Origin of the sequence: Psychrobacter sp. NPDC078501, assembly GCF_044900935.1 — a bacterium.
Classification (GTDB): domain Bacteria; phylum Pseudomonadota; class Gammaproteobacteria; order Pseudomonadales; family Moraxellaceae; genus Psychrobacter.
Genome location: NZ_JBJDOS010000002.1, coordinates 521,344 through 541,364, shown reverse-complemented (window position 1 = coordinate 541,364; position 20,021 = coordinate 521,344). Strand labels below are relative to the sequence as shown.

General features: G+C 43.8%; 14 protein-coding genes. 4 read left to right on the top strand and 10 right to left on the bottom strand.

Annotated features, from left to right (window positions below; translation table 11 throughout):
* Positions 1-227: 227 nt before the first annotated feature.
* The gene (gene pepN / locus ACI2IW_RS05200; RefSeq protein WP_404692992.1) at positions 228-2,828 is read right to left on the bottom strand and encodes an aminopeptidase N; all 2,601 of its coding nucleotides are present in this window, start codon (positions 2,826-2,828) and stop codon (positions 228-230) included.
* Positions 2,829-3,228: 400 nt separating this feature from the next.
* Between pepN and ACI2IW_RS05195 the strand changes: the two genes are divergently transcribed.
* The 3 genes from ACI2IW_RS05195 to ACI2IW_RS05185 all read left to right on the top strand — a co-directional run bounded on the left by ACI2IW_RS05195 (position 3,229) and on the right by ACI2IW_RS05185 (position 5,500).
* A complete protein-coding gene (locus tag ACI2IW_RS05195; RefSeq protein WP_404692897.1) occupies positions 3,229-3,837 on the top strand; it encodes a DUF6231 family protein in 609 nt (202 codons plus the stop codon).
* Positions 3,838-3,978: 141 nt separating this feature from the next.
* A complete protein-coding gene (pal, locus tag ACI2IW_RS05190) occupies positions 3,979-4,497 on the top strand; it encodes a peptidoglycan-associated lipoprotein Pal (RefSeq protein WP_057760480.1) in 519 nt (172 codons plus the stop codon).
* A 187-nt stretch (positions 4,498-4,684) separates the two neighbouring features.
* Entirely contained in the window at positions 4,685-5,500 is an 816-nt protein-coding gene (locus ACI2IW_RS05185) for a 4'-phosphopantetheinyl transferase family protein (RefSeq protein WP_404692896.1), read from the top strand.
* Between the two features lie 136 nt (positions 5,501-5,636).
* Here ACI2IW_RS05185 and ACI2IW_RS05180 read toward each other — a convergent pair whose 3' ends face one another.
* The gene (locus tag ACI2IW_RS05180; RefSeq protein ID WP_397477404.1) at positions 5,637-6,470 is read right to left on the bottom strand and encodes a hypothetical protein; all 834 of its coding nucleotides are present in this window, start codon (positions 6,468-6,470) and stop codon (positions 5,637-5,639) included.
* Positions 6,471-7,063: 593 nt separating this feature from the next.
* Here ACI2IW_RS05180 and ACI2IW_RS05175 point away from each other — a divergent pair.
* On the top strand, positions 7,064-7,822 hold the full coding sequence (locus tag ACI2IW_RS05175; protein ID WP_404692895.1) for an IclR family transcriptional regulator: 759 nt from the start codon (positions 7,064-7,066) through the stop codon (positions 7,820-7,822).
* 190 nt (positions 7,823-8,012) lie between these two features.
* Here ACI2IW_RS05175 and mmsB read toward each other — a convergent pair whose 3' ends face one another.
* The 8 genes from mmsB to ACI2IW_RS05135 form a co-directional block, all read right to left on the bottom strand.
* Complete coding sequence (mmsB, locus tag ACI2IW_RS05170) at positions 8,013-8,957, bottom strand: 3-hydroxyisobutyrate dehydrogenase (protein ID WP_404692894.1); 945 nt, start codon at positions 8,955-8,957, stop codon at positions 8,013-8,015.
* A 169-nt stretch (positions 8,958-9,126) separates the two neighbouring features.
* Positions 9,127-10,392: an enoyl-CoA hydratase/isomerase family protein gene (locus tag ACI2IW_RS05165; protein WP_404692893.1), complete on the bottom strand. Its 1,266-nt coding sequence runs from the start codon at positions 10,390-10,392 to the stop codon at positions 9,127-9,129.
* A gap of 59 nt (positions 10,393-10,451) precedes the next feature.
* Complete coding sequence (locus ACI2IW_RS05160; RefSeq protein ID WP_404692892.1) at positions 10,452-11,234, bottom strand: enoyl-CoA hydratase; 783 nt, start codon at positions 11,232-11,234, stop codon at positions 10,452-10,454.
* A 32-nt stretch (positions 11,235-11,266) separates the two neighbouring features.
* Entirely contained in the window at positions 11,267-12,427 is a 1,161-nt protein-coding gene (locus ACI2IW_RS05155; RefSeq protein ID WP_404692891.1) for an acyl-CoA dehydrogenase family protein, read from the bottom strand.
* A 199-nt stretch (positions 12,428-12,626) separates the two neighbouring features.
* Positions 12,627-14,111 (bottom strand): CoA-acylating methylmalonate-semialdehyde dehydrogenase, encoded by a 1,485-nt coding sequence (locus ACI2IW_RS05150; RefSeq protein ID WP_404692890.1) that lies wholly within the window; start codon positions 14,109-14,111, stop codon positions 12,627-12,629.
* 343 nt (positions 14,112-14,454) lie between these two features.
* Positions 14,455-16,476, bottom strand: coding sequence for a propionate--CoA ligase (locus tag ACI2IW_RS05145; protein ID WP_404692889.1), 2,022 nt, complete (start codon positions 16,474-16,476; stop codon positions 14,455-14,457).
* 313 nt (positions 16,477-16,789) lie between these two features.
* Positions 16,790-18,460, bottom strand: a complete 1,671-nt coding sequence (locus ACI2IW_RS05140) for a fatty acid--CoA ligase (protein ID WP_404692888.1) — start codon at positions 18,458-18,460, stop codon at positions 16,790-16,792.
* 194 nt (positions 18,461-18,654) lie between these two features.
* Entirely contained in the window at positions 18,655-19,845 is a 1,191-nt protein-coding gene (locus ACI2IW_RS05135; RefSeq protein WP_404692991.1) for an MFS transporter, read from the bottom strand.
* Between the last annotated feature and the right edge of the window lie 176 nt (positions 19,846-20,021).

Below are 20,021 nucleotides of genomic sequence, written 5' to 3'. Positions count from 1 at the left end.
TCGCGATAATTTATCGTCGAGCAAGCAATAAAAAGCTCCTTTTGCATCAGTGCGAAAGGGGCTTTTTATTTCTGAACGTTTTATAAGAAATACTGTATTTTAAAACTTGGTTAGCAATGACCATCAACGATACCTGTTTCTTTAATTGGTCAGAGCTAACCTTGTTCTGAAGATGGTATTTTCATAACATTAATATTGCATTTCAATGCATACTGCACTGTTCTCAATTAGCTATTTGCGGCACCTAGCACGCTCTCTAAGCTTTCGAGCACATGCTTAGATGAGACATTCTTTTGTAAATCTACTAGCTGCTCATGCGCCATTTGACGGCGAGGCTCAGCCAACGTACTCCAGCGAGCTAGTACTTGCAGTAAGCGCGATGCTAATACAGGGTTAGCATCATCTAATTTCTGAATCACGCCTGTATACATCTCTAGACCTTCCGCCGTCCAGAGTACCGTCGGTTGCGAGCTAAAAGCGCTGATGACCGAACGGACACGGTTAGGCGTATTCCAATCAAAGTCTGTGTGCGTCAGTAGCGACTTGACCATATCAGGCGTCACATCGTCAGCGGCAGCTTGGACACTGAACCACAAATCGATGACCAGATCGTTTGCTTGGAAACGCTCGTAGAAATCAGCCAAGTACTTATCTGCACCTGCCAATTGATGATTGACCATGGCCTTCAATGCACCAAAGCGCTCAGTCATACAGCTCGCATTATCATACTGCTGCTGTGCCCATTCTGCTGCTGCATCTACATTGGCAGTCAACGCCATATCGAGCACGACATTACGCAGCGCACGAATACCTCGAGCTTCAGCGCTATCTTCATAAGACTGCATTGGCAGGTTGTTGTACAGCTCAGCCCATTGGCCTTTTAACTTATCAGCCACTTGCTTATACAGCCCATCGCGCTGCTCTTTAACCAACACTGGATCGTAGTCTTTAGAAATAGCAGAAGCTAGCTCTTGCGCTGACGGAATATCAAGCAACCGTGCCGCTAGCATCGCATCATCAGCCGCTAAGACAGGCAACGTCTGCGCCAATGCTTCTAGGTATACATCAGGGCTGCTCTTCCCACCTTGTCCTTGCAGCAAAATACGATTTACCAGCATTTGAGTAACTTGCCAGCGGTTAAATCCATTGGTTTCATGCTTAAGCAAAAATGCTAAGTCTACATCTTGATAGTCATAATTAAGCTGTACTGGCGCGCTAAAGTCACGTAGTAATGACACAACAGGCTCGCTCGCAACACTCTCAAAGACAAACGTCTGCGTCGCCTCGTCAAGCAATAACATACGCTCAGCAACGATAGCGCCTGAGTCTTTGTCAAATAAGGCGGTTGCTACAGGTATCGGCAATGGTTTTGGCGCATCAAAGCCTTTGACATGGCGTGTTTGCTGATTCAAAGTGATGGTCAGCGTCTGTGCTGCGCTATCATAGGTTTGAGAACCCGATACCACTGGCGTACCAGGTTGACGATACCAATCAATAAAATTCTCGATTTTGTCATCAGTGATACTCAGTGCTGATAAAAAGTCCTCAACCGTTACCGCTTGTCCATCATAACGACGGAAATATTCGTCTGTTCCTTTGCGGAAATCATTTGGCCCTAACGTATTGGCAATCATACGCACAATTTCAGCGCCTTTCTCATAGACAGTCGTCGTATAAAAATTATTAATCTCAACAAAACTCTCTGGACGTACTGGATGCGCTAATGGACCTGCATCTTCGCTGAATTGATGTGCACGCAAGGTCGCCACATCATCAATACGCTGCACCGCACTTGACTGTTGGTCTGCTGAGAATGACTGATCACGGTAAACGGTAAAGCCTTCTTTCAAACAAAGCTGAAACCAATCACGGCAAGTAATACGGTTGCCAGTCCAGTTATGAAAATACTCATGAGCAATAATAGCTTTTACGCTAAAACTGCGTGCATCGGTGGTTGTTTCAGGGCTAGATAACACACAAGCGGTGTTAAAAATATTCAAACCCTTATTTTCCATTGCGCCCATATTGAATTGGCTGACCGCCACAATCATGTAACGATCTAGATCGTAGGCTCGTCCATAATTGACTTCATCCCACTTCATCGCATCTTTCAAAGCTTGCATACCGACATCGCATTTATCTATATCAGCAGACTTGGCGTACAACTCAAGCAACACTTCTCGACCTTCGCTGGTCGTATAAGAATCTGTCAATACATCTAAATCAGCAACCACACAGGCAAATAGATAGCTTGGCTTATTGGTTGGATCGTGCCAGATGGCATAATGACGGTCTGGCGCATCGGCCACTTCGCCTGCTTCGACTAAGTTACCATTGGCCAATAACGTCGGATAGCGCTTATCTGCTTCGAGTCGCGTGGTAAATATCGCCAACACATCAGGGCGATCGGGATAAAAAGTAATCTTACGGAAACCCTCTGGCTCGCACTGCGTCACAAACATCGTGTCGTCACCGCTACCGGCCATATATAAGCCTTCAAGCGCGGTGTTGGTCTGTGGACAGATACGCACTTGAATATCTAAAGTAGCTCGCTCAGGGGCATTATAAATCGTCAGCTTACCCGCTTCCTGCTGATAATCCTCAGTGCTCAGCGTCTTACCATTCATCGTAATCGTTAGCAGCTCTAATGACTCACCAAATAAAACAATATCCCCTGCCGTTTGGCGTACCATCTCAAGCTTACTGTCTACCTGCGCATAGTCTTCAAACAGCTTAATATCTAAATGTACTGTCTCGACATCAAAACTTGGTTTGGTATAGTCTTTTAAGTTAATCTTACTTGGCGCATGAGGCGGCACATCTGGCATTTCAGAATTGATGATTTGTGCATCAGTTTCAGCAGTAGGCATATGGTGTCCTATTATTATCAGTGATTTGGTTATAAGGTAGTTTTACTAGGGATGAGCAATATAATAATGAGTAATATCATTTCGCTATTTGCAGAAGGCTCTAGTGCAAATAAAGACTTAGTCTTTAGGCTAAACAATCAGCTAAGCGCTTAATAAACTAATTTTTATTACTAATTTGGTTTTCTCATCAAGCTTATAGCTAGATTGACCTAAATCGCCAAATTTCAAGTATGTAGAATAAGATATCCTCGGTTCAATATGATTTAAATATGAAACATACGTTATCAATTGGATAATGTCGTTGAAAATGATTTAATAGTCATACTGATGACCAATCATTTAACTAACGGCTTATTATATGACAAAAAATACGGTGAAACGTGCAGACATTACCCTACCTTTGCTTATAGAGTATGTTGACGCGCTACTACCCTCATTGACGACTCAGACAGAACAGTCACCTGAGCATAACAAAGATAATAATGAGGCATTATGGGTAACACATAACCATGCGGATTTATTAGCACTACAAGCACAACTTGACGATACTACATCTACTAATGAGAACACTGAATCAAGGCTGAACGCACAACACTTATCAACGTTATCAGATCTTGCTAAACAGCATGTACCTGATCGTTATGAGCTTGCTTGCTTTTGGCTGCCCACCTTGTCAGAAGAGCTGACTCAACACTATGTGCCGCTACTCATGCGTTACCGTGACCTGTATGCCGCGCATTTACTTATTGCATTAGATAGCTCTGTAGACTTAAAACCTTACGGCTTTACGCCATTTGATATATTAAGTGAGCCCTCTCTAAATATTGACGATATTCAATCTATTACCTCGTCAACCGTTACTGCGACGCTTTGGCAATTTAATCTATATGACTATAAACAACTACCGAATTGGCTCAATGCTGATTACTGGGCTAACCCTGAAAACTGGGGCAAGCACCGCTGGTAATACACTTAATTTTATCTATCGTAATTTACAGTAAAAATACTTACATAAATTAACATTTAGTATATTATAGATAGAGATTGCCTAAGTTTTATCGGAAGCAGTTTAAAAAAACAAATTTAATTAAAATTTTAGGAGCTCGTCATGTCAATCAGTTTTTCTAAGATCGCTGTTCTTGCTGTGCTATCAAGCGCCGTTGCACTAACCACTGGTTGTGCTACCAAGCGTTCTACCTCAGAAGTTGTCGTTGCCCCGCTAGGTATTCCAGGTGGACAAGTTGGCTACAATGGTGCGGTTATCGTTGATAACTCAAACGCTGTCATTACTGGCGCTGAGAATATTCAAGCAGTGGTCTACTTTGCCTTTGATAGCAGCGAAATTACTGCTCAATCAGCGAGCGTCCTTAACCAACACGTAAGCCTGCTAAATTCAAACCCAGCAGCGACTGTCGTTATCGCAGGTCACACTGATGAGCGCGGTAGCCGTGAATATAATATGGCACTAGGTGAGCGACGTGCACAAGCTGCACGTAACTACCTCGCTGCTCAAGGTGTCACTGCAAACAACATCCGAGTTATTAGCTATGGTGAAGAACGCCCTGCAGCAGCTGGTAACACAGAAGACGCGTATGCACAAAACCGTCGTGCTGAGCTGTCTTACTAAATTGTGATTTAGCGTTATTTATAGCGTTCGATGATTAAATAAAAGCCCAGCAAGAGTATATTGCTGGGCTTTTGATATTTTTAGTAGGTTAATTAGATATTAATTATTTAGACAGCACATAGCGTTCAAATTTACACATTTTTATGCACTCGATTCTATAATAATCGTTTTTGACGACTAGTAATATATGCCGACTTCCAACCTTACTCAGATACAGTACACTCAACTCGACACCACGACATGGTGTGTGACAGCTCAAGTGAGCGAGTCAATCAGTCATTTAGTCACTGAAAGCTTGTGGAACAAGTCATTATGGTTATCATCATGTAATACATCGTGTAAAGACATCATCAAGTTCAGTAGCCTAAACTGGCACTATCAGATGGCGACGGCAGTGCCTAGACACTCAGTACCTACTCTAGCGCGTAAACAGCGTAAGCAACAGCGACAAGGCGTCAGACAACTATTGCAAGAGCTGCTTAAGAAGTTAGAAATAGATGACACTTTGGATGAGTCAAGCTTTCCCTATCGGCTCGTCAACAGTCAGCATTACGTATGCTTTAGCCATACAGGAGCTAGTAGTTCAAAGCAAACTACAGAATCGAATCAGACAAATTTGACGCGTTTACACAGTAAAATAGCGGTTGTTATCAGTCGTCAGCGCCCTGCTGGTATCGATATAGAAATTAATAACATTGCGTGGCATGTAGTCAAGCGTTTCTACTCAGAGAGTGAGTTGGCTATTTTGCAGGAGCTATCTACAGATCAGCGTGAACGCACTGCCAAACTGTTATGGCAAATAAAAGAAAGTTTTATCAAAGTGAACCAATATACATTAGCTCAAGGCTTGGGTATGGATTACTCTCACCTTATTTCTAGCTTAATCGAGAATGATAAAGAGATTAACTCTACCTCTGTACCCAATGATAGTGAGGATGCTAACTGCCAATCTGTTTACCGCATTGCCGCGTTACAATCTCAGCAAACTGTCATCGTTTTCTGATCAAGGTCTTCTGAGCAAAGTTCAAACCTGATTTTTAGAATACCTTTTAATACTTTATTTTAGGCATAAAAAAACGACCCCAGAAAGGATCGTTTTTTTATTTTCTACTAATGACAGTCTTTAAACTGTGATTAGATTAGAAACGGTAAGTTGCACCAACTTTAACAATTGGGAACCACTCTAACCAATCTTTATCTTCTAGCTCTTGCTCAGCAGCTTGTGCAGCAGCAGTTGCTTCAGGAGTATTACCTGAAGCAGTTACGTTAGCATCTGTTTTACCCATATAAGCTGCACCAACTTCACCAAATACACCGAAGTTATTTGTGATGTTTGGACGGAAGCCAACAGTAGCATAAGGAGCTAGCTTGTTACGATGCTCAATAGTACCTTGTAGAGTACCTACATCGTCTGCACTGTAATCAACGTCATTAATTCTGTAGTTATTATCCTCAGAGTTCGCACGTACATCGATATCATTATCAGGAACGATGATACCAGCACCCATTGTGAACCAGTTACCAGTAGGACGTAATTGTACGCCTAGGTATGGGTTGCTAAAATCAGTATCAACATCATAGTTTACGTCGTCTGCATCAAAGTCACCGCCGAAAAGGTCAGCAGCATCGCCACCTGCCCAACCAGCTTGCAGTTCAGTTTTCTCATTGACTGACCAACCAATGTTCGCACCATAACCTAGAGTACCAACTTCAGCACTAACAGATGCTGGGTTGATAGCTGTTTGGAACAAAGTTTTAGTACCACCAAGTACCGCACCAGTAGTGTTGCGTACTACACCAGCGTCAGCATTGTATGCATAAGCAGCAGGTTCTGCTTCATAGGCTACAGCAACTGGCTCAGCTTCATATGCAACTGCAGCGTTGTCATCAACAACGATAACTGGTTCAGCAGCTAATGCAGCAGTTGATGCTAGAACAGCAGCAGAGATTGCCGTCAATTTAATAAATTTCATAATTATTCTCCTAAAGTGTGAAATAAACCCGCCCATAAAAAACGATGATTGTGCTTTTGTTAAACCATCATTTTGTTGAGGTGATTAAAACAATTCTGACTTAAAAAGTCACCCCTACTGATGCTGTTTTTATTTGCCATTATGTAAAGATTGCATAGGTACTGTAATAATTGCTACACCAATCTGCAAAAATTCGCCTTTATGTTACATAACGTCCTTAAAGTAACCAAACAGCGTAAACATGAGACTTCGCTTGCTTAATGTTTATGTAAGGGTATTGCAAAATATGTCCACATAATTATCTAGAACGCACTTTGAATCAATGACAGTTATATGGCTTAACCTTACAGAATAGTGTGGCTTGTGAGTTGACGTATCTATTGTTACTTATATAAGAGAATCTACACCAACAAATAAAACGATATAAATGATCTCATATAACGCGACTAACGCTTGCCTCAAGCGAATATTATGCTAAATTAGTTGTTATAATAGATTTGTTATAGAACGTCAGTATTGTCACCATTTGTCTTATTTATGAAAATTTTGTGATGCTGTCTGCTCTATTTCTTTACTCCTACTGAGTCATATATATGCCTAAAGTATCGTCGATTACCCGTGTCCTAGAAATCATCGAAGCAGTGTCCTATGCTTCAAAACCGCTTTCTCCACTAGAGCTCTCACAAGAGCTAGATATCCCTAAACCGACCATTCATAGATTGATTCAAAATTTGGTTGATGATGGTTTTTTGACTGTTGATATTGGTGGCGGTATTATTCCTGGTAAGCGCGTGCGCAACTTGAGCGTTGAGCTATGGCAACAACGACTGTTCTTTAACGAGCGACAGATGATTTTGCAAAAACTGGTTGATGAGCTAAAAGAAACTTGCGGTATTGGCATCCCCTATCATATGGATATGATCTATACCAACCGAGCTCAGACGACCTTGCCACTACAGATTTATCTTCCTGTCGGAGCAAAGTCACCTATGTGGTGTACAGCGACTGGCAAGCTCTATCTAAGCCAACTATCTACAACTAGCCGTATGAAAATACTACAAGGGTTACCATTAGATAAGTTCACTAAGAATACGATTACCGATATTAATGCATTAAATGCCGAGCTTGATCGTATCGCTGATACTGGTATCGGCATCGATAATGAGGAGTTTATCTCTGAGATGGTCGCAGTGGCTGTACCTATACTGGACAAAAAGTCGCGCTATCTGGCTTCTCTCTATCTGCATGCGCCCACCATACGCGTCTCATTAGATGATTTGCTGACTCATGTACCACGTCTACAAAAAGCCGCGCAAGACGTTCAGACGCTTGTCTATGATCTACAAAGCTAATACTATCTATTAGCCATAAAAAAAGGTCTACGCTATGATTTTAGCGTAGACCTTTTTCTTTTTAGCAAATGCATTCTCTTAATTAATGCCACCTACTAATGATACGAAAAATTCTTAATATTAGTATGTTTAAGAGCGGGTATGTCTAAGAAGGTTACATTCAAAAGAAAAGCAGTTAAGATAGTCATGCTTAAGACAGTAGTGAGACGTCATGACGTCCGATAATACTAGAAAAGTCTTTATCACCATTCTCTACAGTATGTGATGCGTATAACTCTGTTGCTTTGGCACCCATTGGCGTTTCTACTTCAATGTCTTGAGCTGTCTGCATCGCGAGGTTTAGATCTTTTTGCATCAATTTGCTCATAAAGCCCCCTTGATAGCCATTGCTAGAGGGCACATTTTCCATGACTTTTGGATAAGGATTATAAACTTCTAATGTCCAGTTACGCCCTGAGCTTTGTAGCATAATGTCTGATAGCACCTTGGGGTCTAAGCCGTTCTTGACGCCTAGATTAATCGCTTCTGCCGTGCCTGCCATCAGAATACCTAACAGCATATTGTTGCAGATTTTTGCCACTTGTCCTGCGCCGTGCTCGCCCGCATGAAAGATATTTTTGCCCATTACGGCAAGTATCGGCTCAGCCTTTGCAAAAGCATTATCGTCGCCACCGACGATAAAGGTCAAACTACCAGCAACTGCCCCGCCTGTGCCACCAGAGACTGGCGCATCTAAAAAGTCGATGCCAAGCTTACTTGCCGCCTCTGCTACTTTCCTTGCATCAGCTGCCGCAATCGTACTACTGTCAATCACAAGCGTACCTTCTGGCAACTCTACTAGCAGACCATCAGAGCTACTATCACCCAAGTACACCGAATGTACATGCTGACCTGCAGGCAACATACTAATCACAACTTGAGCATTACTTGCAGCATCTTTAGGACTTTTTGCGACACTAGCCCCTGCTTGTGCTAGGCGCTGGGTTGCAACCTCAGACAAATCAAAAACAGATAGCGCGTAACCTGCCTTTAATAAGTTCTCTGCCATTGGCGCCCCCATATTCCCAAGCCCAATAAAGGCAATATTTGGTTTAGTGGTGTCATTGTTTATTGTACTTATATCCTTTGTACCCATCTCATCACTCCTTGATGATTTATGATGTAACTATTGCTACATACTATTTAACAGTGTTTATCAGTGAATCTTGATTATTAATGAATGCTGCCATCTTATGTCTTAGCATCATTCTTTAAAACTTTATGAAATCATTGACAGTCTTACGTTATAAATGTCTTTTAGGCAGTTAGCGGACACTTTGACTAGCTAGTGCGTTATCACCCAACCAACCTTCTAAAGGGTGCTCGTTTTTAGAATAAGGATTGACAAAGTGCTTATCGATATACGCTTGTCCTTCTATACTGAGACAATCGGCTAATGAGCGCGACCATTTAGGATTTCTATCTTTATCAATTAATAATGCCCGCACGCCTTCTTTAAAATCAGGATTGGCCGCGCAATGTACTGCGACATTGGTCTCTAAATACAGTACTTGTTCGATCGATAAGTCAGCGACTTTGTGATAGAGCGCATAGGTTAATGCAGCCGTTACCGGGCAGCCATGGCGATAGGTTGCGACTGCTCGCTGTGTCCAGCTGTCTGCTGCAAAGTCTTGGTTTAACTGTGCGAGCGCAGTATCGCTTTGTAGCAGTGCATTGATATCATCCAAACTACCACTATTCATTAGTTGCTGAATAGGCTGCCAATATGTTGCAAGCTTACTATCAGGCAGTTCGGCTACTGGCAGCTCAGCAAGCGCACGGCTAACAATACTATGAGCACTATTGTCATGGCACTTATTTGAACTGCTAGTGTTATCGACTGCCTGCCAGTTGCTCTGTTTGAGGCGCTGTATGACGGCATCATAATCATGACTGGCAACGGCATACTCTGCCAAATTAGCTAATAGCGCATCGTTGCCATTGCACATCGCGCCAGTTAGACCTAAAAACAAACCCGTCTTAGCAGGCATACGCTGCAAAAACCAACTGCCAGATGCATCAGGGAACAGTCCAATGGTGACCTCAGGCATGGCAAAACGTGTGCGCTCAGTGACCAGACGATGGCTACATCCTGCCATCAGCCCCATACCGCCGCCCATGATGATGCCATCGCCCCAAAGTATTAATGGTTTCGGATAAAAATGCATTTGACGATAGAGACGATACTCGTGACTAAAAAATTCAGTGGCATACGGGTTTGGCATTGGTGCACTGGTAGACATGCTGTCATAGAGCTTACGAATATCGCCGCCCGCACAGAACGCTTTATCCCCTGCACCTTTTAACACAAGTGCTACCACTTGCTCGTCCGCTTGCCATTGCTCTAACTGCGCTGAGAGCAATTGACACATATCAACGCTGAGTGCATTAAGTGATTTTGGGGTGTTAAGTGTCATGACTCCAATCAAGTGCCCGCAATCTGTCGACTCAGTATTGAACAATACAGGCGCTTCTTGTGCTGCATTACTTACTGACGTTTGGGAGTTAATATCATTCGTCGCTGCTGTCATAAAAGTGACCTACAAAGATTAAAGAATAAGTGTTATGGCTCAAGCGTTTTGACCGCTGTTTATTTGTTTTGCCAATTGGGTTTACGCTTTTCTAAAAAGGCTTGCACCCCTTCGCGCTGATCTTTGGTATCAAACAATTTCACAAACGCTTCGCGCTCATGGATAAGGTTTTGTGCAGGTGGGGTATTTCTCGCCGCTTGGATAAGCGATTTAGAATAACTGACGGCAACGGGTGATTGCTTAGCGACTTTTTTTGCCAAGGCCTGAGCGATTTGCAATCCCTCACCTTTTGCAGCGACCTCTTCAACCAGACCGATACGCAATGCCGTATCTGCATCGACCCGCTCACCACACAGTATGATGCGTTTGGCCCAACCTTCCCCTACTAACATAGGTAGGTTTTGCGTGCCGCCAGCACATGGTAATAATCCTACGCCTGTCTCTGGCAGTGCCATCTGCGCATGCGCTTCTGCAATCCGAATATCACATGCGAGCGCACATTCTAGTCCGCCGCCCATCGCATAACCATTGATAACTGCAATACTGACACCGCGGTAGGCAGATAGCGCTTCGAATGCCTCACCAAATGCAATCGCCATGCTTATTGCTCGGCTTTTATCGCTATCTGAGAAGTTGTTTAAATCTGCACCCGCTGAGAAGAATTTTTCGCCATCTCCATGCACGATCAGTGCATAGACATCGTCGTTGGCATTAAGGTCGGTAATGAGCTGCTTAAGTGCATATAGACTGTCCATCGTCCACGTATGTGCAGGTGGATTATTCAACGTCAATGTTGCGGTATGACCCTCAATGGATAGCTGTAGATTTGTATAATCTGTCATAAAACATCCTTGTTTCAGTAAATCAAGATAAATTAGCGCAGCTGGCTTAACCCTTCATCCTGTAAAACCTGACGTGAAATAATCACTCGCATGATCTCATTAGTGCCTTCCAAGATTTGATGCACACGTAAGTCTCGCACATGGCGCTCAAGTGGATACTCGTTTAGATAACCATAGCCGCCGTGTAATTGCAGAGCTTCATTGGCAACATCGAAACAAAGATCCGTAGATAGACGTTTTGCCATTGCGCAGTAAGTAGGCGCTTGCCCATCATTGTTGTCGACTTTATCAGCTGCTAGATACAGCATTTGCCGTGCGGCGATGGTCTGAGTCAACATATCAGCAAGTTTAAACTGTACCGACTGCAAGCTAGCAATTGGGCTACCAAACTGACTACGCTCTTGTACGTAACTGGTTGCCGTCTCTAATGCAGATTGTGCCGTTCCTACCGCACAAATACCGATATTAATACGGCCACCATCTAACCCCTTCATAGCGATACGAAAGCCTTGACCTTCCTCACCTATCAGGTTTTCTACTGGTACTTTGACATCTTTAAAACTAATGGTTCGTGTTGGCTGTGCTTTCCAGCCCATTTTGTGCTCATTTTTACCATATTCGATACCGGCACTATTGGCATCTACGACGAACGCGGATACGCCTTTTGGCCCTGCCGCGCCAGTACGCGCCATTACCACCAATATATCGGTTGAGCCTGCGCCAGAGATAAAGGTTTTTTCACCATTCAGCACATAATAATCGCCTTGCTTATCCGCCTTGGTGCGTAATGATGCGGCATCTGATCCTGCATTCGGTTCTGTTAGGCAATAGCTGCCAAGCCATTCACCACTGACCATATTGGGTAGATATTTTTTGCATAGCGTATCGCTGCCATATTCACCAATCATCCATGCGGCCATGTTATGAATACTCATATACGCTGCTACAGCCGTGTCGCCCCATGCAAGCTCTTCGAATACCATCGCTGAGTCCAGTCTTGGTAGGCCTAAGCCGTCATATTCTGGATTGGCATACAGTCCCAAAAAGCCAAGCTCACCAGATTTTTTGATTACATCTATTGGGAAATGCGAGTTGCGATCCCATTCAGCAGCATTTGGCTTTAGCTCTTTTTGCGCAAACTGACGGGCAGTTTGGCGAAAGGCGACTTGGTCATCGGTCAATGAAAAATCCATAGGGTCATCCTTGTTCTTATAGATCAAATAGAGGGTCTTGTCTTTCAAAGAAGCTTAAATACAAACGCTCATAAGCGTATTGGTAAGCAATTTTATAAGACATTAGCGCGACATGATAGCGGCATAACGATAATAAAATTGCGTGCAATAGTACCGCAAGTCGCATTATCGTCATACTGAAAAAACAATGAGCTGACGATTAAATTGAAATCGTTGTATTAACACCGCGGCTCGCTTCATCATCAAACCAACGTGCCGTCACAGTCTTGGTCTGAGTATAGAACTGTACTGCCTGCTTACCATAAGGACCTAGGTCACCAAGCTTGCTGCCACGTGAACCTGAAAATGAGAACATAGGTAGTGGCACAGGGATTGGCAAGTTAATACCGATTTGACCAACTTGAATGTCTTGCTGGAACTTATGTGCAGCTGCCCCTGACTGAGTAAATATCGCCGTACCATTGCCATGTGGATTGGCGTTCAGTAGTTCAATCGCTTCGTCCAAGCTGTTAGCACGCATGATACACAGTACTGGACCAAAGATTTCTTCTTTATAAATTTGCATATCACTTGTGACATTATCAAAGATAGTTGGGCCAACGAAGTTACCTTTTTCGAACCCTTCAACGGTAATTCCACGACCGTCAAGTATCAAACTTGCACCCTCTTCTACTCCAGTTCCAATCAAATGCTCAACACGGGCTTTTGCCGCAGGCGAAATCAGTGGTCCCAAATCCTTGTCATTTTTGCCAGCTGAGACGACCAAACTTTCTGCTTTGGCTTTAATCTCATCAATCCATTCACCAGCTGCGCCTACTAGCACGACGACCGACAGCGCCATACAGCGTTGACCAGCTGCACCAAATGCTGCGCCTGCTAGCTGATTGAGCGTTTGCTCTTTATTAGCATCTGGCAGGATAACACCATGATTTTTGGCACCCATCATGCACTGGGCACGTTTACCTGACTGGCTTGCACGCTCATAGACGTGTTTGCCTACATGAGTAGAACCGACGAAAGAAACCGCTCTGATATCTGGATGGTCACAGATAGCATCGACGGTTGCTTTGCCACCATGTACGACGTTTAGAACGCCTTCTGGTACGCCCGCTTCAATCGCTAGCTCTACCAAGCGCATAGTCACCATCGGATCCTGTTCAGACGGTTTTAGGATAAATGTGTTGCCCGTAGCGATCGCCATTGGGAACATCCATAGCGGAATCATCGCTGGGAAGTTAAATGGTGTGATACCAGCGCAAACGCCGAGTGGCTGCCAAATGCTATAAGTATCAACACCTGAGGCAACGTTTTCTACAAAATCGCCGATTTGCAGATTGGCAATACCAGCGGCATGCTCTACTACTTCTAAACCGCGGAACACATCACCGCGTGCATCAGCAATCGTCTTTCCTTGCTCTGTGGTCAAGATTTCTGCCAGCTCATCCATATGATCACGAATCAGAGACTGATACTTTAAAAAGATACGCGCACGCGTGGTAATTGGCGTTTTGCGCCATGTTTCAAACGCTGTCTGTGCAGCTGCGACTGCTTGATTAATCTCATCATTGGTGGTTTGTGGCACTTTGGCGATGACTTCTTGAGTCGCAGGATCGGTGATATCAATCCATTCGTCGGTGTTTGATTGTACGAACTGACCATTGATGAGCTGTTGAACGTGGTGCATAAGATATCCTTATCTTTTTTGCGAGACTACCGTGTGACGGCACCTAAATATTTATTAGAAAAATAAAAGCGATGAGTGTTTGTCTATAAAACATTATTAAAAACTGAATTTTAAAATGATTTATTTTGTATCGTTATTGACTATAACAATAAACCATTTTTATGGTCAAGCGCTTTATCGAAATTTTATCTAAGTTTATTTTGATGGCACGTATTCCTATAAAAATTATTTAAATAACAAAAACAAAAAAGCCCATGATGACTCATGAGCTTTTTAAAGTTAACCTAACTTTGATACGCGATGAACAACATTACTATTTTTGTATGAGGTTAATTTATACCAATCAATAATCTTTCATCGCTTGCTTGATCGCATCGATAGCGGTTGGGTTATCAAGCGTTGACATATCTCCTGTCGGTTGGTTTTCTGCCAGAGCACGAATTGAGCGACGTAAGATTTTTCCAGAGCGGGTTTTTGGCAGTGCCTGCGGAAAATAGATAGCGGCTGGTCGCGCGATACCACCCAAAGATTTTACCACAGCGCCTATCACTTGCTGCTCGATACGGAAGCGGTTTTCAGTGGTTTCAATTTGCGTTTGATCTTTTAGGACACAGAATGCAATAGGTAGCTCGCCTTTTAGCTCGTCTTGAATACCCACTACGGCACACTCTGCCATCTCTGGATGCGTACTGATTGCCTCCTCAATCTCTTGCGTGCCTATGCGATGTCCTGCGACGTTAATCACATCATCGGTACGCCCTAAGATGTAGAAATAACCCTCTTCGTCAGTCACTGCATAGTCCGAGGTTGAGTACTGCTGACCATCAAACAGACCAAAGTAGCTGCTAATAAAACGCTCGTCGTTACGCCATACCGTGGTAAGACAGCCAGGCGGTAATGGTGCTTTAATTGCAAGCAATCCTTTTTCGCCAGCCTGACAAGGATCGCCAGTCTCCTCATTGATGACGTGCGCTTCATAACCATACATCGGGTAACCAGGTGACCCTTGCTTGTGCGGCTTATGATTGAACTTTGGCGTATGGCTCAAGATTGGCCAACCAGACTCTGTTTGCCAATAGTGATCTAAAATTGGTACGCCTAGATGCTGAGTCAACCAACTAGCCGTTGATTCATCAAGCGGTTCACCTGCTAAAAAGAACGACTTCACACTGGAGACATCGTAACGCGTCATCCAGCTTTCGTCTTGTTTTTTGAGCATACGCACACCTGTGGGTGCGGTGAATAAAATATTAACTTTGTTAGCTTCAACAATACGCCACCAGATACCAGGGTTTGGCATATGCGGCAAGCCCTCATACATAATACTAGTCATACCCGCCAGTAACGGCGCATAGATCGTATAAGAGTGCCCGACGGCCCAACCAATATCAGATATTGCCCAGAACGTCTCGCCTGCCTTGCTGTCATAGACATAGTCTATCGATGTCGTCAGCGCGACTGCATGACCACCCGTATCGCGCTGCACCCCTTTTGGTGTACCGGTCGTACCAGAAGTATAAAGCAGATAGGACGGGGTATTTGACTCAAGCCAAACTGGATCTACGACTGCATTTGCCTCACAGCTATGACGACGCTCGGTTGCATAATCGACATCGATGTCTTTTGTTTCAAATGGCAATATACCACGATTGACCACCAGCACATGCTCTGGTTTGACAGTCGCTTGCTCGACGCCTTGATTGACTAGATTTTTATAATTGACGACCTTACCGCCTCGTAGCCCTGCATCTACCGTAATGACCATTTTGGCTTCGGCATCGTCCATACGGATAGCCAAGTTATGGGCGGCGAACCCACCAAACACGACTGAATGGACGGCACCAATACGAGCACATGCCAGCATGGCATAAGCGGCTTCTAATATCATTGGCATATAGATAATGACACGGTCACCTTTGCCAATACCGTGACGCTGTAGCACATCAGCGAAATAATTCACTTCTTTATGCAAGTCATTATAAGTCAGGCGGCGCTTGGTATAGTCTGTATAAAACTCGACGTTATTGCCCAAATCTTTAAACGAATCAACGACCGCTGGAAAGGTTTCTATCAATTCTTGATTAATCTCCGATGACACCCACACAAAAGCATCTTGCTCTGCACGGTCTGCCAGATGACGATCGACACAGTTATAACAAAGATTGGTCTCACCGCCGACAAACCATTTGGCAAATGGCAGATTACTGTCATCTAGAATTTGCTCAGGCTCTTTATGCCAATAGATACGCTTCGCCTGATCAGCCCAAAACTGCTCTCGATCCGTAACAGACTCATGATAAATATCAGCGAAGTTTGGCGTGTCAGTCGTTTGGGTAGAAACTGGGGATTGGGAATGGTCGCTCATAGTAGCTGTCCTTAGCATAAACGAGAAATGAGGCAATAGTATTTTATAGTTAAGGCACTCAATAAGTTGTAACGGTATTCACCTCGCGCGACGCTCTGTCTGCGTGCAACTGGCTGATACCAACTCTAAAATGCTTCAACTATAAAAAACCATGTCTTAGTAAATACTGGTCATCCTTGCCAGAATTAAAAAACCGATACATATTGTATCGGTTTAAAATGTAGCAGAGCCTATCGGAAAGGTCAACTATTAAGCGTGTAATACGCGCTACATTTTGACGAATACAAATATTTGAACATTTAATCAATACTAATTAAATCTCAGTTTGATTGGCATACATCTCACGCATGACTTTTTTGTCATGTTTACCAACGGAAGTTTTTGGTAGCTCATCAACGAATTTAAACTGGCTTGGCACGCCATATTTAGGAATGATACCGCGCTCTACCGCTTTTTCTGCAATCGCTTTGATATCATCAGCACTGGTATCCTTAGCATCAGGCTTTAATACCACCAAAGCCAATGGACGCTCACCCCATTGCTTATCACGAACGCCAATCACTGACACATCAGCCACTGACGGATGTAATGATAAAATGGTCTCAATCTCTAGTGATGAAATCCACTCACCACCTGATTTGATCACGTCTTTTAGACGATCGGTGATTTTGATATAGCCATCAGGACGTATGTAAGCGATATCTTGGGTATGCATATAGCCATTTTCCCACAGCTCTTTGCCAGCGTCGTCGTTTTTAAGATAGCTTTGAGTTAACCAAGGCGCACGCAATACAAGCTCGCCTGTATTTTCTGGTCCAGTTCCCACTGACTTGTTGCCTTCACCCCATACTTGAGCATCAACCATGAGTACGGGTTTACCTGTCATACAACGACGGGCAATGTCTTCTTCCTCTGTCATTTCAGGCTCATCGAGACTAAATCCCGTTAAGCTAATAAGCGGCGCGGTCTCCGACATACCATAGCCTGTGTAAACTTCAATGCCTTGGGCCATCGCCGTTTTTGCTAAACCTTCCGTCAATCTTGAACCACCAATAATCATTTTTAGACCATTAAAGCTAGCATCGCGATCTTGTGCTTCTTTGAGTACCATTTGCAAAATCGTTGGTACACAATGGGTGATACTGACCTTTTCATTAACAATTAAATCCATCAACGTATCAGGCGCATAGCGACCTGGATAGACTTGCTTTAGACCTACCATGGTTGCTGTAAACGGAAAACCCCATGCATGCACATGGAACATTGGCGTCATCGGCATATAGACATCACCATAGCTTACGCCTTGCTTATCAGGCAACATCCCCAAAGTTGCCGCTTCTGCTAGTGTATGTAGCACTAGCTGACGATGGCTAAAGAAAACCCCTTTTGGATCACCTGTCGTGCCTGACGTATAAAAGGTCGTCGCAATGGTATTTTCATCAAAATCTGGGAAATCAAAATCACTATCAGCTGACTCTAGCAAGGCTTCATATTCGCCTGTGACACGGCTTTGATTGCTACCAAAGATGCCTTCAGCAGTGACACCATTGTCATCTAGCCAGATAATATGCTCGATACTTGAGTTCTCAAACTGATAGTCTTTCACCAATGGCGCAAACTCAGAATTGAGCATCAGCACTTTAGGCTTGGCATGGTTGATGGTATAAAGGATTTTCTCAGGCGATAGACGGATATTGACAGTCTGTAAAACGTACTCTGACATTGGCACGGCAAAATAAGACTCAAGATAGCGATGACTGTCCCAATCCATCACGGCAACCACATCACCTGCATCAAGCTTCAAGTCTGCCAATACATTGGCCAAGCGATTGATACGCTCAAACAACTCTTTATAAGTCAGGCGCTTTTTGTCCGCATACACAATCTCTTGATCTTGCGATACCGTTTTTGCACGGCTTAATAATTGCTTGACCAGTAATGGATAATCGTAGGCAGATGGTGCACTGTGGTAAATGTTTGACATAGATTTGACTTCCTTGTTTGTCGTACTTATAAGGGATAAATAACAATAATCAAGTTAATAGCAGCATAAAATTTCCTGCGCTAACCATTTTAATTTTTATAATAACATCGTTATTGATAGTAAGAAAAAAGCGGCGCTGTGTAAAGCGGTCTTACATTAAGTATCATAAGATGGCCGAGCGAGCCTACATTAAATCACTTTGCCCGTACTGTGGTTTTAATCATTCCAAAACTGGCTATTAATAGCGCCAGTACCTGCACAAACAATAACAACCATACGGTAAGAGACCACTGCCCTCGCGCATAAGCTATGCCACCCAGCCATGCCCCTAGCGTACCGCCTGTGTAATAGCCCATATAATATAGACCCGAAGCTAATGATCTGCCTTTTTTCACATTGACCGCGATGTAGCTGATGGTCGCTGACTGCGTAATAAATACACCTGACGACATAATAGCCAGTCCTATAATCACCTCCCATAATGGCGTGACCAGAGTCAATAACAATCCAACCATAGACACGACGATAGCCACCCGTACTGTACGCGCCGATCCAAATCGACGTAGCAATGTCGTAGATAATGGCGTGATAATAACACCAAGCAAATATACTGCAAAAATATTGGCGAGCGCACCAGTGCCAAGCTCATAAGGCTTATCTGCCAAATGTAAATTGATAAAAGTGAAGCAGCCTACAAGGGAGAACAGCACGCAAGCGCCAAGCAGACATGCTGTTACCACATAGCGATTGGTGACATGCTCGCCCAACGTCTGTATCGCTGAGCGAAAATTAGGATTGGCCACAAAGTGACGAGACGATGGTAGCATCTTGCCGACCCATATCGCGCCTAGCAAGGTCATTGCGGTCATGACGTAGTAACCATGCCGCCAGCCAATCAGCTCATGCAAATGCCCCAGCAAGAACCGACCCATAAAGCCGCCAAGCACGCATCCTGACACATAAAAGGACATCAGCTCAGTCATCGCCCGGCCTTCAAACTCCTCACCGATATAGGCAATCGTCACCACTGTAATACCCGGTACGGACAATCCTTGCATGAAGCGCCAAATGCCGACCCATTCAATGCTCGAGCTCTGGGCAATGAGTGCTGTTGGTATCGCTAAAAACAATAAAGCGCCAACGATAAACGACTTGCGCCCGACTGCATCTGAGAGCATACCTAAAAATGGTGACATAATCGCAATAGCCAATACAGTGGCACCAACGATCATGCCAGCTTGTACTTCGGTCGCAGCAAAGTCCACCATCATGACCGGTAGTACTGCCTGAATAGAATACACTTGCAAAAAAGCAAACATACCTATTAGACCAATTGTGAGCTTCAATATCCACGACGTTGAATGATTGGAGGGAGCTGGTGGCACAGCTGTTATATCTTGGATCTGATCTTTAGAATTATTCACAGGGGATCTGACTATATTGGTTATACCATGACTGTAAATAACAACCGTCACTGGCGTGGATGGTAGAGAGGAATAACGGTGATTTATGCTCAATGTATAAGCAAAATCACCGTTATTAAACGATAAATGCTCATCAT

What these genes read in the sequence shown, in the direction of transcription:
- mmsB (WP_404692894.1), bottom strand. Translation starts at nt 8,957, where the DNA reads ATGGGTACAAAGGATATAAGTACAATAAACAATGACACCACTAAACCA.
- pal (WP_057760480.1), top strand. Translation starts at nt 3,979, where the DNA reads ATGTCAATCAGTTTTTCTAAGATCGCTGTTCTTGCTGTGCTATCAAGC.
- ACI2IW_RS05150 (WP_404692890.1), bottom strand. Translation starts at nt 14,111, where the DNA reads ATGCACCACGTTCAACAGCTCATCAATGGTCAGTTCGTACAATCAAAC.
- ACI2IW_RS05145 (WP_404692889.1), bottom strand. Translation starts at nt 16,476, where the DNA reads ATGAGCGACCATTCCCAATCCCCAGTTTCTACCCAAACGACTGACACG.
- ACI2IW_RS05175 (WP_404692895.1), top strand. Translation starts at nt 7,064, where the DNA reads ATGCCTAAAGTATCGTCGATTACCCGTGTCCTAGAAATCATCGAAGCA.
- ACI2IW_RS05195 (WP_404692897.1), top strand. Translation starts at nt 3,229, where the DNA reads ATGACAAAAAATACGGTGAAACGTGCAGACATTACCCTACCTTTGCTT.
- ACI2IW_RS05160 (WP_404692892.1), bottom strand. Translation starts at nt 11,234, where the DNA reads ATGACAGATTATACAAATCTACAGCTATCCATTGAGGGTCATACCGCA.
- ACI2IW_RS05185 (WP_404692896.1), top strand. Translation starts at nt 4,685, where the DNA reads ATGCCGACTTCCAACCTTACTCAGATACAGTACACTCAACTCGACACC.
- pepN (WP_404692992.1), bottom strand. Translation starts at nt 2,828, where the DNA reads ATGCCAGATGTGCCGCCTCATGCGCCAAGTAAGATTAACTTAAAAGAC.
- ACI2IW_RS05155 (WP_404692891.1), bottom strand. Translation starts at nt 12,427, where the DNA reads ATGGATTTTTCATTGACCGATGACCAAGTCGCCTTTCGCCAAACTGCC.
- ACI2IW_RS05140 (WP_404692888.1), bottom strand. Translation starts at nt 18,460, where the DNA reads ATGTCAAACATTTACCACAGTGCACCATCTGCCTACGATTATCCATTA.
- ACI2IW_RS05180 (WP_397477404.1), bottom strand. Translation starts at nt 6,470, where the DNA reads ATGAAATTTATTAAATTGACGGCAATCTCTGCTGCTGTTCTAGCATCA.
- ACI2IW_RS05165 (WP_404692893.1), bottom strand. Translation starts at nt 10,392, where the DNA reads ATGACAGCAGCGACGAATGATATTAACTCCCAAACGTCAGTAAGTAAT.